This window comes from Bradyrhizobium sp. RDM12 (assembly GCF_051917485.1).
Taxonomy (GTDB): domain Bacteria; phylum Pseudomonadota; class Alphaproteobacteria; order Rhizobiales; family Xanthobacteraceae; genus Bradyrhizobium.
This window is the reverse complement of record NZ_CM133064.1, coordinates 6,347,694-6,361,759: the sequence shown is the minus strand read 5'-3', so window position 1 is coordinate 6,361,759 and position 14,066 is coordinate 6,347,694. Positions and strand designations below refer to the sequence as shown.

The window sequence follows — 14,066 nt, the reverse complement described above, 5'->3', positions numbered from 1 at the left end:
CGGCTCAGTAGCGCGCGGCGACCGGGCCAGGCGCCTTGCCGATCGGGGCCTTGCCAATCGGGCTCTTGCCGATCGGCATCTTGCCGATCGGAGCCTGCTCGGCCGGATAGACAGGCACGGGCTGGCGGCGCGGCAGATCCGCAGCGTTTGCAGCCGTCACCAGAGCAAGCGTCGCACCCAGAACAAATACAATCTTCTTCACAGTCATACCCCTAGCAGGTTTGGTCCAAACACGGCAGAGCCGTGCCCCCAGACACGCCCACACAAGGGCGGCCGAATGCGACCACAGTGCGGCACCTCCGCGACTTGTTGGCGGCATTGATCGCGCGCGCCGAGATGTGATGTGTCGAAATGTTTCGGCGTCCCGCGCGCTTTTCAGCGGTCCGCGCTGAGGCGGAAATGCATCTCGATCTTGGCTTGCGACGGTTCGCTCGCAAGGCGCCAGGGCGAAAAGCCGGGCGTGGGATCCGGGTCGGAACCGAGATCGATCGGCCAGTGCTGCGTCGGCACGCCGGGAAGCGTCAGGCTGACGGCGCGGTGCCGCGTCTTGTACATCAGCAAGGCCGTGGAAATGATCGCCTTACGGTCACCGTCATGCGCGCGCCAGTTTGCCGGCAATATGGCGTCGGCATAGCCCTTCGCTTCCTCGACCTCGATGTGCACGTCCTCCTCCTTGTCCGGCAAGGTCATGCCGGGGGAAGCCGAAACTCGATCCGCAGCGTCATGAAGCCGGAGCTGAGATTGGGTGAGCAGATCAATTCGTACCATCCCCAATAGCCAAGGATGGCCGCGATGAGCAGAACGGTGGCGGCAAAGGGAACGAGAGCCGCGTGGTGCGGGCAGGCCGGGCATCGGAGGTGTCCGCAGGCGGCTGTGGCGTTGCGTCCCGAACCAGGCCGAAGCGCACGAACAGCCAGATGCCGGCGATCAGGCCGGCCACGCCGCCGATCGGGCCGATGTCGAAGAAGGCTCCCATGGCGTTGCCGCCATCGCGGTCCGGCCCCGCCAGCATGACGACCAGCGCGGCAAGACCGGACCAGCCGGCGAGCGCGCCGAGCAGGGCAGACACGAGACCCAGAATGAAGCGCATTTGCGATTGGTCGCAGGCAGGTCGATCGCGGTTCGAACCGGCCCGTCGTTCGCCTTCACCCGATCCGGTTCAGGCTGTTGCGGATGGTCGAGAAGATGCCGCCGATGTCCTTGCGCAGCGCATCGAGCGCGTTGAAATTCTCGAAGATGCGGGCGAGGCGATCTTCGACCTCGCGCTTGCTCTTCGTCAGCGCATCGACCCGCGAGGTGAGGGTGATGTCGCCGCTGGCCTCGATCTCGCCGACGGTTTTGGCGAGGAGATCGCGGGTGGTGCCGACGTCGGCGATCATGGCCTCGATGCCGAACACCGGCGCCTTCAGGGGAACGAGATCGGATTGCGACTTCGCCAGCTCCGCCTTGAAGGCGTTGAGCGTGGCCAGCGTCTCCTGCAAGGCGCCGAGGCGCTGGCGGGACTGGAGGACAAAATCGTTCAGCGCGTTCTGGCGGTCGACGAGCGTCTTGCCGTCGGGATCGGTCTCGATCTCACCGAGCGAGCGTTCGAGCTGGGCCCGGCGCTGGCCGAGCTCCTCGAAATCGAGCCGGATCGCTTTCAGGATGTTGGCGTTGTCGTCGACCCGGGCCAGGCGCTGCTCGATCTCGATCTTGTTCCTCGACAGCGTCTCGACGCGAGCGCTGAGCGGCGCCTCGCCAGTCTCGATTTCGTCGACACTCTTGGCGAGGTGGTCATGGCTGAGGCTGAGCTCGCCGATCAGGGCGTTGATGCCGGCGTCGGACGATCGCAGCGGCGCCAGCTCGGCATGGGATTTCGCCAGGTCTTCCTTGTACTGGTTGAGCGTCGCAAACGTGTCCTGCACCGCGTTGACCCGGCCGAGCAGCGTGGATACGTCGCAGGCGATGTCCTTCAGACGGTCGGCGAGCTTGTTCTTGCGGTCGTCGGTTTCGAGGTCGAGGAGCGCGCGTTCGAGCTGGTTCTGGCGGTCGCGTATCTCGGTGAAGACAGGCTCGATCGCGCGGCGCTGGTCGGCGACCTTGCCGACGATCTCGCGCAAGCCCTGCTGGCGGCGGCGGATCTCGGCGAGCTGATCGTGCATGTCGGTGGACTGGTTGCGGGTCTGCTGCAGCAGCGCGCTGCTCGGTCTCGCCGAGCTTGTCGTGAAGGGCGGAGACGGCTTCCCCGGGATCGCTCTCGATCAGGTGCTGGACGGTGGTATCGAGGTGATTTTGCAGGGCGTGGGCGACGACGACGTCTTCCCGGGTCTTCTTGAGGCGGTCGCGCAGCGTGTCGAGGCGCCGGTCCTGACGCGAGAGCCGCCAGGCCGAGGCGCCGATCAGCGCCAGCCCGGCTACCAGAAGCGCGCCGGCTGCGATGCGCTGCGGCATCGGCAGGGCGGCAAACGCGGCGGGCAAATGGGTGATGTCGTAACCAAACGCCTCCGGGGCGAGAAACGCTGTGGCGGCGAGCAGGACAACCCAGGCAACCAGGAAAAACAGCCACATCGCGACGCCCCTCACGCCGGCACAATCTCGCCATGATTGCTATTGGAGAGCGGAACCGAGATCAAGGGCGCGGGACCTCTCCGGGGGTGCAATCCACGGTTGGTTGCGTTGGCCGTGCAGTCGGATGGCGGGCTACAGCCGAAACTCGTTGGTCAGCTCGCCGATCCCGTCGATCGCCACCGTCACGGTGTTCACCGGCTCCTTCATCACGCCGACGCCGACCGAGGTGCCGACCGCGATGAGGTCGCCCGGGAGCAGGGTCATGTCGTGGGAGATCTTGCTGACGAGGGCTTGCGCGCTGAAGATCATGTCCGCGATCGGATAGTTCTGCCGCTCCGCGCCGTTGAGGATGGTGCGCACGGTGAGCTTTGCCGGATCGAGGCCGGTCGCGATCACCGGGCCAAACGGGCCGTAATCGTCGATGCCCTTGGCGCGGGCCCATTGCGGGAAGGTGGGATCGCTGGTCAGGATGTCGTTGGCGGTGATGTCGTTGACGCAGGTGTAGCCGAAGATGAAACCATCCGCCTCATCGGGCGAGACGCGGGCGCAGGTCTTGCCGATGACGATGCCGAGCTCGCCTTCATAGGTGGTCTTGCCGTCGTAATAAGAGGGGCGGCGGATCACGGCCCCTGGCGTCGTGATCGTGGTGGTGGCCTTGAGGAGATAGAGCGGCTCCGGCGGCTCGGGCTGGTTGAGCTTGGCGGCGAGCGCGTGAAAATTATTCCAGAGCGCGACGATCTTGCTGGGCGCGCAGGGCGCGAGTAGCTCGACCTCCGACAGCGCAAGCGTCTTGCCGGTGGCTGTGTTGCGGCCGAACATCTCACCGTCATGCACGCTGATATCAGATGCGGTCAGCGTGCCGAAGCCGGTGGTGCCGGCGTGGCGGAAGCGCAGCCAGTGTTTCATCTCGCCCTTCATCACGCCACCGCCAGTGCGCGAGGATCTGATGGCGCGGAGACGCCGTCATAGAGGCCGGCGACGCGGGCGCGCTGGGTCACCATCGCCAGCACCGAGTCCAGCGCCGGCGTCGGGATCCGGGTCAGGCGGCCCATCTCCTGCACCACGGTGACGAGCGGGTCGATCTCCATCGGACGGCCGCGCTCGAGATCCTGCAGCATCGAGGTCTTGTGCGCGCCGACCTTGCGGGCGCCTTCGATGCGGCGCTCGACATCGACGCGGAATTTGACGCCGAAGGTTTCGGCGATCGCTTGCGTTTCCATCATGATCGCGCGCGACAGCGCTCGCGTGGACGGATCGGTGCAAATCACGTCGAGCGTGGCGTGGGTCAATGCGCTGATCGGGTTGAAGCAGACATTGCCCCAGAGCTTCAGCCAGATCTCGTCGCGGATGCGATCGAGCACCGGTGCCCTCAGGCCGGCGGCGACGAAGAGGTCGGCGAGCCGCTGCACGTCCGACGTGATCTCGCCGGAGGGCTCGCCGAGCGGAAAATTGTTGCCGTAGACGTGACGGATCACGCCGGGCGCCTCGATCTCGGTGGCGGGATAGACGATGCAGCCGATCGCGCGCTCGGCCCCCAGCTCGCGCCATTGCCGCCCGCCGGGATCGATGCTCTCCAGCGTCGAATTCTCGTACTCGCCGCCGTGCTTGTGGAAGTACCAATAGGGGATGCCGTTGACCGCGGTGACGATACGGGTGTGCGGCCCGAGCAGCGGCTGCATCTTCTCGATCACGCCGGTGATCGAATGCGCCTTCAGCGTGACGATGACGTAGTCCTGCTCGCCGAGCTCGGCCGCGTTGTCGGTGCAGCGGGGATGGACGGTGTGCTTCTCCTCGCCGGCGAGCAGCGTCAGGCCGTGCTCGCGCATCGCGGCGAGGTGCGCGCCACGCGCGATCAGGCTGACATCGGCGCCTGCGCGCGCCAGCTGCACGCCGAGATATCCGCCGATCGCGCCGGCGCCGTAGATGCAGATCTTCATGAAATCCTCGCGGGAGTACCGGAATTTGGGACGAAAGATCCGGTCCGGCTCGGAGTTGTCCGAGCCGGGGCCGGTAGTCGCAGGGGAAGAATGGTTGCGGCTTAGGCTGCTTGCGACGTGCTGTTGGTCGCCTCGTCAACGGCAGCCGCGATGTCGCGCATGCTGATGACGGAGACGAGGCTGTAATCGTCGATCACGGGCAGGTGCCGGATGTGATTCCGGTTCATCAGATGCCTGACGTGCTCGATCGTGTCCGAGGAGGTGCAGGAGACCAGCTGCTGGACCGAGACCAGCTGCGAGACCTTGACGTTGACGGCATTGGCGCCGTGCTCGGCGACCGCACGCACCACGTCGCGCTCGGTGAACATGCCGACCGCGGTGTTTCCTTCGGAGCGGACCACGTCCTTCACCACCAGCGCGCTGATGTTGTTGGCCCGCATCAGCTTGGCGGCAATACCCACCGTTTCGTTCATTCGCACCGTGACAACGCGCGGTGTCTTCTTGCGCAGAATGTCTCCGACCAGCATTGCAACCTCCCTGGGTGAACGATGAGGGAAGTGTGGTATACATAATGCCAATCGTCAAGCGCTGGATTTGGCTGATCCGAAAATTCTTGCGGCAGCAATACTGACGTTTGTCGCCACCAGAGAAGATAGATAAGGAGCCAAAGAAAAAGGGGCGCATCGCTGCGCCCCTTCGGCCGATCTGACAGGCGCGTGGTCGGCTACGCCGTCTCGGTCTTTGCACTCGCCGTTGCGGTGCTGTCGCTCTCGGCTTCCTTGCCCAGGATGAAGGAGCGGCGCATCGGCTTGATCACGAACAGCGCCATCAGCGCGGCCGTCGCGTTCAACGCCACCGCCACCACGAACACGGCCTTCCAGCCATAGGCGGCCGAGATCACGCTTGCGAGCGGCACGAGCAGGGAGGCGGTGCCCTTCGCGGTGTAGAGCATGCCGTTATTGGTGGTCGCATATTTCGAGCCGAAGGTGTCGCCGGAGGTCGCGGGGAACAGCGAGTAGATCTCGCCGAACACGCCGAAGTAAACCGCGGTGGCGAGCACGAACACGATCGGAACGTGACCATAGGTCGACAGCGTCAACAACATCAGCGCCGCCGTGCCGAAGGCGATGAACATGGTATGCTCGCGGCCGATCGTGTCGGACACAAAGCCGAAGAACGGGCGGCCGAAGCCGTCGAAGATGCGGTCGAGCGAGATCGCGAACGTCAGCGCCGCCATCTGGAAGCCGGCGAGCGAGACCGGCGTGTCGGCGATCTTGAAGTCGTGCGCGATCGGCGCGATCTGCGCCGCGGTCATCAGGCCGCCGGAAGCGACCATGACGAAGACGAGATACATCACCCAGAAAATAGGGGCGCGCAGCACCTGCGGCGGGGTGAAGTCGATCTTGGTCTGCGGCAGATTGAGCTGCTTCTTCTTCGGCGGGATCGAGATCCGCGGCGGCTGGATGAAGAAGGCGAGCACGAACACGATCACGCCCTGGCCGATGCCGAAGGTCAGGAACGCATGCTGATAGCCGCTCATCACGATCATGCTCGCGATCGGCACCACGGTGAGCGCCGCGCCCGCGCCGAAGCCGGCCGCCGTCGCGCCGGCGGCGAGGCCGCGGCGATCGGGAAACCATTTCAGCGCGTTGCCGACGCAGGTGCCGTACACCGCGCCCGCGCCCATGCCGCCGACGACGGCTGCGGTATAGAGCAGGGGAAGGCTATCGGCGTAGGAGTTGAGTACCCAGGACAGCGCGATCATCACGCCGCCGAACATGATGACGATGCGCGGGCCGTATTTGTCGACGAACCACGCCTCGATCGGCACCAGCCATGTCTCGGTGACGACGAAGATGGTGAAGGCGAGCTGGATCGCTGCGCGGCCCCAATGATACTTGGCGTCGATCGGATCGACGAACAGCGTCCAGCCATATTGCAGGTTCGCGATCATCGCCATGCAGACGATGCCCATGGCGAGCTGGAGCCAACGGAAACCGGTTCGTAGGGGCGCAGCGGTCACGGCGCCGTCCATGCTGGACATCATCAACAACCTCCCAAGCGCCTGTCTGGTCGACATCAACTGCCAAGATGACCTGATGTCGCAAACATTGTGTCTTATCGTCGCAAGCGCGGCACGAAGCTTGGTATACCATATTCCAGAATGCAAGCCCTATCTTCGAAGCGCCGCCAAGAAAGTGCGCAGTTCCGTTCGAACTCCGACAACAATTGCTGCTTCGCACAAAACGAAAACGCCCGGCCGCGAGGCCGAGCGTCGTTCGCGAGATGGTGGTGTGCGAACGAGCTCAGACGGTCGATTGCGCGACCACGACCTTGCGCCAGGGTTTCAGCACCAGGATCGCCAGCAGCGAGGCCAGGATGTTGGCGCCGGCCGCGAGGATGAACACGTTGTCCCAGTGGCCGGAGGTCTGCTGCACGTAGTTCGCGAGCGGCACCAGCAACGCGGCGGTGCCCTTGGCGGTGTAGAGCAGGCCGGCATTGGTGGTGGCGAACTTTGCGCCGAACGTGTCGGTGCAGGTCGAGGGGAACAGCGAGTAGATCTCGCCCCAGGCGAAGAACACGAAGCCCGACAGGATCACGAACCAGACCGGATCCTGGCCCCAGAGATAGAGCATCCAGATGCCGACGCCTTCCATGCCGAAGGCGATGAACATCGTGTTCTCGCGGCCGATCATGTCGGAGATCCAGCCGAAGAACGGACGCGTCAGGCCGTTGAGCACGCGGTCGATGGTCGCTGCGAACGTCACGGCGGTCATGGTCATGCCGATCAGCGTGACCGGCACGGCGTCGACCTTCCAGTCGACCGCGATCGGCTTCAAATTCGCCGTCACCATCAAGCCGCCGGCGCCGACGATCACGAACATGAAATACATCAACCAGAAGATCGGCTGGCGCAAAACTTCGGTCGGCTGGTAGTTGCGACGCGACTGCACCAGCGCGGCATTCGCCACCACGCTAGGCACCTGGCCCGGCTTCGGCGCCAGCAGGAAAAAGGCGAGAATGCAGATGATGATGCCTTGCCCGAGGCCGAAATAGAGGAACGTGTTCTGGAAGCCGGAGTCCTTGATCATGGCCTGGATCGGCGCGACGGTGAGTGCGGAGCCCGCGCCGAAGCCGGCGGCGGTGATGCCCGCGGCGAGACCGCGCTTGTCGGGAAACCATTTCAGTGCATTGCCGACGCAGGTGCCGTAGACGGCGCCGGCGCCGATGCCGGCGATGATCATGCCGAGATAGTAGCCGTTGAGTGTGGTGGCTTGCGCGTTGATCGCCCAGCCGATCGCGCAAAGCACGCCGCCGACGAGCACGACGAGGCGCGGACCGTATTTATCGACAAACCATCCTTCGACCGGCACCAGCCAGGTCTCGAACAAAACAAACAGAGTAAAGGCCCACTGGATCGAGGCACGATCCCAACCGAATTTCTTCTGGATGTCGGGCACGAAGAACGTCCAGCCATATTGGTAATTGGCGATCATCACCATGGCCGCTACGCCGATTCCCAGTTGCGCCCAGCGATAACTATCGCTGACGCGTGCAGCGGTGGGAGCCGTTGTTGTCTGCACCATGTCCGTCATGAATCCTCCAATAGCGCTTCTGTTTTTTTGAGCGAGCGTTGGCGGCATTCTTGTATTCATTATGCCAATCTTCAAGCGCGCGCCGGCCCATTGTGCGCTTATGACGCAACCTCGTTTGCGAGGCTGCGCGAATGTGCCGATTCCCAAATAGAAATGGCCCCGCAGAGCAGGGCCATTCTTCAAAAGTAGGAGTTCGCTGGTTTTACAACCGCCGCGACAATTCGACGCGCCGTGTCTCGCCCCGACCGTTACAGGCCAAAGCGGGGCAGATCGCCATTGTGGTTGGAGATCTCGGCGCTCGCCATCAGGAAGCGGTCGACGGCGGCCATGAAGCGGGCGAATAGCGAGGCGGAGGGCGCGAGCGCGACGGAAGCGGTCTTGGACATCGGAATTTCCTTTCTCGAGACAGTCAGTCGTACTGTCTCATTTCGAAAGGCAATCTATGTATACCAGATGCCACTGTCTATACACGCCGTTGCATAGCAGCATTCGAACTGCCGCATTGCAACATAATGCTTCGTCAAGCGTGCCGGTCTGGCTCAAAATGCGCGGTTTTGGGCTCAAATGGGTAGGAAAGCGGCTTCGGGTCACTGCGGATCGGCCTTGACCCCGCCCTTGGTCGACTCTTGGCACCGCAGTGCAAAACGGTTAGTGGTTCGCCCCCTTTCCCGATCATCCCGCAGAGTGGTTCATGTCGAGCGCCTCGCCCGCCGTCTCGATCGGCATCGATTTCGGAACCAGCAATACGGTCGTAGCGCTTGCGGTGGACGATCGCCGGGTCGAGGCCATCCGCTTCGACCATGGCGGGCAACGCCACAGCACCTACGTCTCGGCGCTGTGCTTCTGGGAGGATCGGCCGGGCGCGGGCGCCCAGGCCGAAGGCGGTCCGTGGGCCATCGAGCAGTTTCTCGAAGGCCGCCACGTCTACCGCTTCCTGCAGTCGTTCAAGACCTTTGCGGCGAGCTCCAGTTTCAACACCACGCAGGTGTTCCGGCAGCGCTTCAAGTTCGAGGACATTCTGGCGGCGTTCCTGCGCACGCTGGCGCGCCATGGCGGCGACAGGTTCGGATTCGAGGCGGCCAACATCACGGTCGGCCGGCCCGTGCGCTTTGCCGGCGGCAATCCCGACGATGATCTGGCCATGCAGCGCTATCGCGCCGCGTTCGAGCGCCTCGGCGCCCGTCACGCGCGCTACGTCTATGAGCCCGTGGGCGCGGCGTTCTCCTTCGCCCGCCGGCTGGAGCGCGATGCCACCGTGCTGGTTGCGGATTTCGGCGGCGGCACCAGCGACTTCTCGGTGATGCGTTTCTCGCGCGCCGGCGGCGTCTTGCGCGCCGAGCCGCTTGGCCATGCCGGCATCGGCATTGCGGGCGACACGTTCGATTATCGCATCGTCGATCACGTCGTCTCGCCGCGGCTCGGCAAAGGCTCGAGCTTCCGCTCGTTCGACAAGGTGCTGCCGGTCCCGAACAGCCACTACACCAACCTCGCGCGCTGGCATCAGCTCGCGCTGATGAAGAGCAACGGCGATCTGCGCGAACTGCGGGAGCTTGCGCGCACCGCACTGCAGCCGGCGCTGCTCGAGGATTTCATCACCATCGTCGATCTCGATCTCGGATTCTCGCTGTACCGCGCGGTGTCGGACGCCAAGATCGCGCTGTCTGCCAAGGACGAGGTCGACTTCCGCTTCAGGGGCGGTGGTGTCGAGATCGGCTCGACCATCACGCGGAAGAATTTCGACGCCTGGATTGCCGACGACATCGCCCGGCTGGGCGCCACGGTCGACAAGGTGCTGGGCGAAGCCGCCATCACCGCGCGCGAGGTGGAGAAGGTGTTCCTGACCGGCGGCACCTCGTTCGTGCCGGCGGTTCGAAAATTGTTCGCGGACCGGTTCGGCAACGAGCGGCTGATGTCGGGCGATCAGTTCGAGTCGATCGCCTACGGGCTCGCGCTGATCGGACACAGTCCCGAGCCGGACCGCTGGACGGCGGGTGGTGGGCTCAAGTCGAAGGGCGCATAAGTATCGCGGTCGCGCAGCAATGACGAGAGGGGCGCGCTCGCAATGACGAGCGAATTCCGCGGAAAGCTATCCTCTCTGCCCCTTATTGCTTGATCTCGGGCTCGACGAGATGCGCGAGATTGCGCAGCGATTCCTGCCAGCCGAGATAGCAGGCTTCCGGCGGGATCGCGTCGGGAATGCCGGCCTGCGTGATGTCGAGCTCGGTGCCGACAAGGACTTTCTTCAGCATCACCGTCACCTGGATCTCGCCGGGCAGGTTCGGATCCTCGAACTTGTCGGTGTAGCGGAGACGTTCGCCGGGGACGAGCTCTAAAAATTCGCCGCCGAAGGCATGGCCGTTGCCCGTCGTGAAATTCCGGAACGACATTCTAAAGGTGCCTCCGACCTTCGGCTCCAGATGATGCACGGTGCAGGTGAAGCCGTTGGGCGGAAGCCATTTCGCCAGCGCATCCGCCTCGAGGAAGGCGCGATAGAGTTTGTCCGGGCTGGTCGTGAGAACGCGGTGCAGGCGTACGGTGCTGGACATGGTCGCTTTTCCCTTTGAATTGCCGGGCTCGACGGTGAGGTCTATCGCCCAATCATGGCCTGAGGACGAACGAGGGGGCGCCGATCCGACATGATGACGGCAGATTTTTTCGCGCGCCGCTTTGCCCATGTTTCTGCGAGCGGCACGTGTTCTCACGGTCCCAGCTGGTCGAACTTGCGGCCGGTCAGACCGCGCGGGCGCGCGATTGCATGCTGTGGCACTCTCGCTAACCCTCCCCGCAAGCGCAGGGTTATCGCATATGGGAGCTATTCCCCTGTGGCCATCCTTCGAGACGCCCGCCGTTGGCGGGCCCTCAGGATGAGGACCGAGTGTGCGGCCGTCGTTTTGACGAGCAACGATGCCACTTAGCCTCATCCTGAGGAGACCGCGGAGCGGTCGTCTCGAAGGACGAGCGCGCACTCAGGTCGTGCAAAATGCCATATACGATTGCCCTGCCCGCAAGCGGCAGGAAGTGCATCGCACTCGTTGCCGCATCGAGCCTGATCTCATCGCAGTTCTGGATGGATCGAAGCCACAATTCCGCTATCGTTGGCCGCTCAACTTCCGCGCGAGATCAGGAGGGCGTCCGTTGCGCAGGACTGTTTGGGCTTTCGCCATCGCACTCTGCTGCCTTGGCTCATTCGCGAAGGCCGCGGGCATTCAGCTTCTCCAATCCGATCCGGCGCTGTCGGGCGCAATCTGGTACCCTTGCGCGGCGGAGCCGGCGCATGTGGCGCTTGGCAGCCTTGCGGTACCCACAGTGGATTGGCTGGCCGGAGCTCAAGACTGTCCGGTCACGGGGACCAAGCTGCCGCTGGTCATTCTCTCTCATGGCAATAGCGGCTACTTCGCACTCCACCTCGACATCATCGAAGCGCTGGTGAATGCAGGCTTTGTCGTCGCCGCGATCAACCATCCCGGCAACAACACAAATGACATGTCCGGGCGAGGGATGTCTGTCTGGGCGTCGCGCCCGGCGCAGGTGGTCCGATTGCTCGACTTCATGCTGAACGAATGGAAGGATCGGGCCGTGATCGACCCCACCAGGGTCGGTCTTTTCGGTTTCTCCTTGGGCGGCTTTACAGGACTGGTTCTCGTCGGCGGTGAGCCCGATTTTCGCCGGCTTGCTTGTAAGCCGGACAGCAAGTCGGCGGTCCGCGGGGAGCTGCGCGCTGGCGAGTTTCCGTCCGATCCGCCGCATGATCCACGGATCAAGGCCGCTGTGATCGTGGATCCGGCCGTGGGCTTTTTATTCACCCAGGAGAGTTTGGCCGGGATCAAAATCCCGCTGCTGGTCTGGCGATCCGAACTGGGCGGCGGGGGCGTCGACGCAGCGGGCGTCGCGCGCGTGACCCGCAGTCTGCCGGGCAATCTCGACATTCACGTCGTGCCGGCCGGTCATTACGCATTTCTGCCGCCCTGCACGGCGGAGCTCGCGGCATTGAGGCCGCAGGTTTGCTCCGACCCTGACGGCTTTGATCGAACGGCTTTTCACCGCGAGTTCGACGCAGCAGTGGTGAAGTTCTTTCGCGAGCAGCGCGCTGGCGGAGATCGGTGAGCGCTTAGCTGCGAATCCCGCGGGAGGCCGGTGCTTCAGCTCCTTGCGCAGGGCGCCTTGCGCCGTCTGCGATGCGTTTCTTCGGCTTGACCACGATCAATCCGTCGCGAATGGCCTGCTTCCGCGCCAGCTTCCTCATGCGCCGCACCGCTTCGGATTTCCGCCGCGCGGCCTGTTCCGACGGCTTCTCGTAGAACCGCGCACGTCGCATCTCCCTGAAGACGCCTTCGCGCTGCATCCTTTTTCTTCAATACGCGTAGAGCCTGATCGATATTGTTGTCGCGGACAAAAACCTGCACCGGCGGCTCCCTTGGTTGAGGCTGCCTTGGTCGACCAGGACTGCGCGACAGCCGCGTGCGCAGGGATGATTGGAAGCGGATATGGCGGCTCCGCGATGACGTCGATCCGACATGGTTGCGCGGGGTGCCTTGGTCGATGTGACGCGACCTGACAGGGGATGTCAAACCGGGCTCGCGAAGGCTCGTCCGCCTTGCGCTGGACGACTTGAGTTCAGGTCCCCAGACCTGCAAAGGTTCCCCAAAAAGCCGCGGCCGCGATTAAATCCAGCTGTAGTCTTGCTAATATCGACGGTGAGGTATACCTTAGGGTTGTTCGTTCAGCCGCTGTGCCTTGTTGAATGCGCCCGCGGGCTCCTTTTCCATCGACATCGACGAATTGAAACGGTTCTGCGTGAGCGTCACGCGGAATGCACATGTGTGCTCTTTGGAGAAGAAAAATGGCAACAGGTACTGTGAAGTGGTTTAACGGCCAGAAGGGTTTTGGATTCATTCAGCCCGACGACGGCGGCAACGATGTGTTCGTTCACATCAGCGCGGTCGAACGGGCTGGTCTTGGTGGTCTCGCCGAGGGCCAAAAGGTCAACTTCGAGGCCAAGACCGACAAGATGCGGGGCAAAGTCAGCGCTGAGAATCTCTCGCTGGCGTAAGTCCTCCAGTGCCGTTTCACGGATGTACTGAAACGGCCATGCGACCCGCTCGATCCCTGGATTGAGCGGGTTTTGTCTGTTGCCAAAAGGGTGAAAGATGAGCGCCAGGAAATCGGCCGAACCGTCACCCGAAAGCATCGCGCGCTCAATCGCCAACGCTTGGCTGCCCAAGAAGGCGCCCAAGCAATGCTGGACGCCGAAAAGCAGGCTGTCGACCTCCGCAAGAACATGGCGCGGCTTCGCGAACTCCGCGAAGCCAAGGAAGCCGCCGATGCTACCCTGCAGGCGTCGTTGCCGGCCCCAACCCCGACCAAGCGCAAGAGAAAGCCGCCGCAATAGCCGACGGCAAAATCGCTGCCGAACGACGGGACAGGGCCGGTCACATGCCAGGGAGTGCGGATCGTGCCTAGAATCAAATCCGACGGCGGTGGCACCATCACCTTCTTTCTCGCGCACGGCGCCGGGCGGCAGCTGTGCCGGCTTGCGACCACCTTTGCGACGCAGAAACAGGCCTTCAGCTATCTTCAGAAATACCGGACCGAGTTCGAACGCATCGCGCGGACGCGGCTGGATCTGGAGAGCTCGAGGACGGCGTCGTCGTGCTGTCGATGCTCTAGCGCGCATCGATCCTATTCTTTACGCCCTTTCGGCTGCGCCTCGCGCGCCAATCGTTCCGCTTTCAGCCGCTCGCGGTTCTCGTTGAAGGAGCGCTGGTCCTTCGCATAGTCATTCATCGGCTTCGGCGTTGTGGCGGGCTTGAACGCCTTGTTGGCTTCACGCTTGGCGCGATCAGAGGTTTGATCTCTCAGCATGTCGATCTCGATCGTCTGAATGTGTCTGCTCCGCGATGCGCTGACATCCGGTCCGCGTTCGCGGGCTGGTGAAGTAGCGCGTCATCCTTGGAGCGGGGAAGTCGGGTCTAGATAAGCAACTGAC

At 63.4% G+C, this 14,066-nt stretch carries 16 protein-coding genes and 3 pseudogenes; 6 read left to right on the top strand and 13 right to left on the bottom strand.

Features of this window, described 5'->3' with window-relative positions; all coding sequences use genetic code 11:
- Positions 1-4: 4 nt before the first annotated feature.
- The 4 genes from ACTGJ9_RS31240 to ACTGJ9_RS31225 all read right to left on the bottom strand — a co-directional run bounded on the left by ACTGJ9_RS31240 (position 5) and on the right by ACTGJ9_RS31225 (position 2,141).
- Positions 5-208, bottom strand: coding sequence for a hypothetical protein (locus ACTGJ9_RS31240; protein WP_148754708.1), 204 nt, complete (start codon positions 206-208; stop codon positions 5-7).
- 167 nt (positions 209-375) lie between these two features.
- Positions 376-690 (bottom strand): hypothetical protein, encoded by a 315-nt coding sequence (locus ACTGJ9_RS31235; protein ID WP_456674182.1) that lies wholly within the window; start codon positions 688-690, stop codon positions 376-378.
- A 64-nt stretch (positions 691-754) separates the two neighbouring features.
- Entirely contained in the window at positions 755-1,090 is a 336-nt protein-coding gene (locus tag ACTGJ9_RS31230) for a hypothetical protein (RefSeq protein WP_456674181.1), read from the bottom strand.
- Positions 1,091-1,145: 55 nt separating this feature from the next.
- A complete protein-coding gene (locus tag ACTGJ9_RS31225) occupies positions 1,146-2,141 on the bottom strand; it encodes a hypothetical protein (RefSeq protein WP_456674180.1) in 996 nt (331 codons plus the stop codon).
- Here ACTGJ9_RS31225 and ACTGJ9_RS31220 point away from each other — a divergent pair.
- Positions 2,140-2,583: a hypothetical protein gene (locus tag ACTGJ9_RS31220; RefSeq protein WP_456674179.1), complete on the top strand. Its 444-nt coding sequence runs from the start codon at positions 2,140-2,142 to the stop codon at positions 2,581-2,583. The two genes, ACTGJ9_RS31225 and ACTGJ9_RS31220, sit on opposite strands and share 2 nt — an antisense overlap.
- Before the next feature lie 96 nt (positions 2,584-2,679).
- Here ACTGJ9_RS31220 and ACTGJ9_RS31215 read toward each other — a convergent pair whose 3' ends face one another.
- The 6 genes from ACTGJ9_RS31215 to ACTGJ9_RS31190 all read right to left on the bottom strand — a co-directional run bounded on the left by ACTGJ9_RS31215 (position 2,680) and on the right by ACTGJ9_RS31190 (position 8,466).
- Positions 2,680-3,453 carry a fumarylacetoacetate hydrolase family protein gene (locus ACTGJ9_RS31215; RefSeq protein WP_456674178.1) on the bottom strand — a complete coding sequence of 258 codons (774 nt, stop codon included), beginning with the start codon at positions 3,451-3,453 and terminating at the stop codon, positions 2,680-2,682.
- Positions 3,454-3,464: 11 nt separating this feature from the next.
- A complete protein-coding gene (locus ACTGJ9_RS31210) occupies positions 3,465-4,484 on the bottom strand; it encodes a 2-dehydropantoate 2-reductase (RefSeq protein WP_456674177.1) in 1,020 nt (339 codons plus the stop codon).
- A gap of 101 nt (positions 4,485-4,585) precedes the next feature.
- Positions 4,586-5,011 carry a CBS domain-containing protein gene (locus ACTGJ9_RS31205; RefSeq protein WP_354084529.1) on the bottom strand — a complete coding sequence of 142 codons (426 nt, stop codon included), beginning with the start codon at positions 5,009-5,011 and terminating at the stop codon, positions 4,586-4,588.
- Positions 5,012-5,208: 197 nt separating this feature from the next.
- On the bottom strand, positions 5,209-6,531 hold the full coding sequence (oxlT, locus tag ACTGJ9_RS31200) for an oxalate/formate MFS antiporter (RefSeq protein WP_456674176.1): 1,323 nt from the start codon (positions 6,529-6,531) through the stop codon (positions 5,209-5,211).
- A gap of 259 nt (positions 6,532-6,790) precedes the next feature.
- On the bottom strand, positions 6,791-8,080 hold the full coding sequence (gene oxlT / locus ACTGJ9_RS31195; RefSeq protein ID WP_456674175.1) for an oxalate/formate MFS antiporter: 1,290 nt from the start codon (positions 8,078-8,080) through the stop codon (positions 6,791-6,793).
- A 248-nt stretch (positions 8,081-8,328) separates the two neighbouring features.
- The gene (locus tag ACTGJ9_RS31190; RefSeq protein ID WP_164938782.1) at positions 8,329-8,466 is read right to left on the bottom strand and encodes a hypothetical protein; all 138 of its coding nucleotides are present in this window, start codon (positions 8,464-8,466) and stop codon (positions 8,329-8,331) included.
- 305 nt (positions 8,467-8,771) lie between these two features.
- Here ACTGJ9_RS31190 and ACTGJ9_RS31185 point away from each other — a divergent pair, with 305 nt between their 5' ends.
- The gene (locus ACTGJ9_RS31185) at positions 8,772-10,100 is read left to right on the top strand and encodes an Hsp70 family protein (protein ID WP_456674174.1); all 1,329 of its coding nucleotides are present in this window, start codon (positions 8,772-8,774) and stop codon (positions 10,098-10,100) included.
- 82 nt (positions 10,101-10,182) lie between these two features.
- Here the strand turns inward: ACTGJ9_RS31185 and ACTGJ9_RS31180 are convergent, their stop codons facing one another.
- Entirely contained in the window at positions 10,183-10,626 is a 444-nt protein-coding gene (locus tag ACTGJ9_RS31180) for an SRPBCC family protein (RefSeq protein ID WP_456674173.1), read from the bottom strand.
- A 589-nt stretch (positions 10,627-11,215) separates the two neighbouring features.
- Between ACTGJ9_RS31180 and ACTGJ9_RS31175 the strand changes: the two genes are divergently transcribed.
- The gene (locus ACTGJ9_RS31175; protein ID WP_456674172.1) at positions 11,216-12,184 is read left to right on the top strand and encodes an alpha/beta hydrolase family protein; all 969 of its coding nucleotides are present in this window, start codon (positions 11,216-11,218) and stop codon (positions 12,182-12,184) included.
- Positions 12,185-12,188: 4 nt separating this feature from the next.
- On the opposite strand, the pseudogene rpsU reads toward ACTGJ9_RS31175, so the two are convergent.
- Positions 12,189-12,483 (bottom strand): annotated as a pseudogene (gene rpsU / locus ACTGJ9_RS31170) (30S ribosomal protein S21).
- A 437-nt stretch (positions 12,484-12,920) separates the two neighbouring features.
- Between rpsU and ACTGJ9_RS31165 the strand changes: the two are divergent.
- The 3 genes and pseudogenes from ACTGJ9_RS31165 to ACTGJ9_RS31155 all read left to right on the top strand — a co-directional run bounded on the left by ACTGJ9_RS31165 (position 12,921) and on the right by ACTGJ9_RS31155 (position 13,747).
- The gene (locus ACTGJ9_RS31165) at positions 12,921-13,130 is read left to right on the top strand and encodes a cold-shock protein (RefSeq protein WP_148754659.1); all 210 of its coding nucleotides are present in this window, start codon (positions 12,921-12,923) and stop codon (positions 13,128-13,130) included.
- A gap of 97 nt (positions 13,131-13,227) precedes the next feature.
- Positions 13,228-13,469, top strand: a pseudogene (locus tag ACTGJ9_RS31160) (transcriptional regulator).
- A gap of 54 nt (positions 13,470-13,523) precedes the next feature.
- A pseudogene (locus ACTGJ9_RS31155) lies at positions 13,524-13,747 on the top strand (hypothetical protein).
- A gap of 12 nt (positions 13,748-13,759) precedes the next feature.
- On the opposite strand, the gene ACTGJ9_RS31150 reads toward ACTGJ9_RS31155, so the two are convergent.
- Positions 13,760-13,942: a hypothetical protein gene (locus ACTGJ9_RS31150; RefSeq protein ID WP_456674171.1), complete on the bottom strand. Its 183-nt coding sequence runs from the start codon at positions 13,940-13,942 to the stop codon at positions 13,760-13,762.
- Positions 13,943-14,066 lie beyond the last annotated feature (124 nt).

What these genes read in the sequence shown, in the direction of transcription:
- ACTGJ9_RS31240 (WP_148754708.1), bottom strand. Translation starts at nt 208, where the DNA reads ATGACTGTGAAGAAGATTGTATTTGTTCTGGGTGCGACGCTTGCTCTG.
- ACTGJ9_RS31235 (WP_456674182.1), bottom strand. Translation starts at nt 690, where the DNA reads ATGACCTTGCCGGACAAGGAGGAGGACGTGCACATCGAGGTCGAGGAA.
- ACTGJ9_RS31230 (WP_456674181.1), bottom strand. Translation starts at nt 1,090, where the DNA reads ATGCGCTTCATTCTGGGTCTCGTGTCTGCCCTGCTCGGCGCGCTCGCC.
- ACTGJ9_RS31220 (WP_456674179.1), top strand. Translation starts at nt 2,140, where the DNA reads ATGTCGGTGGACTGGTTGCGGGTCTGCTGCAGCAGCGCGCTGCTCGGT.
- ACTGJ9_RS31225 (WP_456674180.1), bottom strand. Translation starts at nt 2,141, where the DNA reads ATGCACGATCAGCTCGCCGAGATCCGCCGCCGCCAGCAGGGCTTGCGC.
- ACTGJ9_RS31215 (WP_456674178.1), bottom strand. Translation starts at nt 3,453, where the DNA reads ATGAAACACTGGCTGCGCTTCCGCCACGCCGGCACCACCGGCTTCGGC.
- ACTGJ9_RS31210 (WP_456674177.1), bottom strand. Translation starts at nt 4,484, where the DNA reads ATGAAGATCTGCATCTACGGCGCCGGCGCGATCGGCGGATATCTCGGC.
- ACTGJ9_RS31205 (WP_354084529.1), bottom strand. Translation starts at nt 5,011, where the DNA reads ATGCTGGTCGGAGACATTCTGCGCAAGAAGACACCGCGCGTTGTCACG.
- oxlT (WP_456674176.1), bottom strand. Translation starts at nt 6,531, where the DNA reads ATGATGTCCAGCATGGACGGCGCCGTGACCGCTGCGCCCCTACGAACC.
- oxlT (WP_456674175.1), bottom strand. Translation starts at nt 8,080, where the DNA reads ATGACGGACATGGTGCAGACAACAACGGCTCCCACCGCTGCACGCGTC.
- ACTGJ9_RS31190 (WP_164938782.1), bottom strand. Translation starts at nt 8,466, where the DNA reads ATGTCCAAGACCGCTTCCGTCGCGCTCGCGCCCTCCGCCTCGCTATTC.
- ACTGJ9_RS31185 (WP_456674174.1), top strand. Translation starts at nt 8,772, where the DNA reads ATGTCGAGCGCCTCGCCCGCCGTCTCGATCGGCATCGATTTCGGAACC.
- ACTGJ9_RS31180 (WP_456674173.1), bottom strand. Translation starts at nt 10,626, where the DNA reads ATGTCCAGCACCGTACGCCTGCACCGCGTTCTCACGACCAGCCCGGAC.
- ACTGJ9_RS31165 (WP_148754659.1), top strand. Translation starts at nt 12,921, where the DNA reads ATGGCAACAGGTACTGTGAAGTGGTTTAACGGCCAGAAGGGTTTTGGA.
- ACTGJ9_RS31150 (WP_456674171.1), bottom strand. Translation starts at nt 13,942, where the DNA reads ATGCTGAGAGATCAAACCTCTGATCGCGCCAAGCGTGAAGCCAACAAG.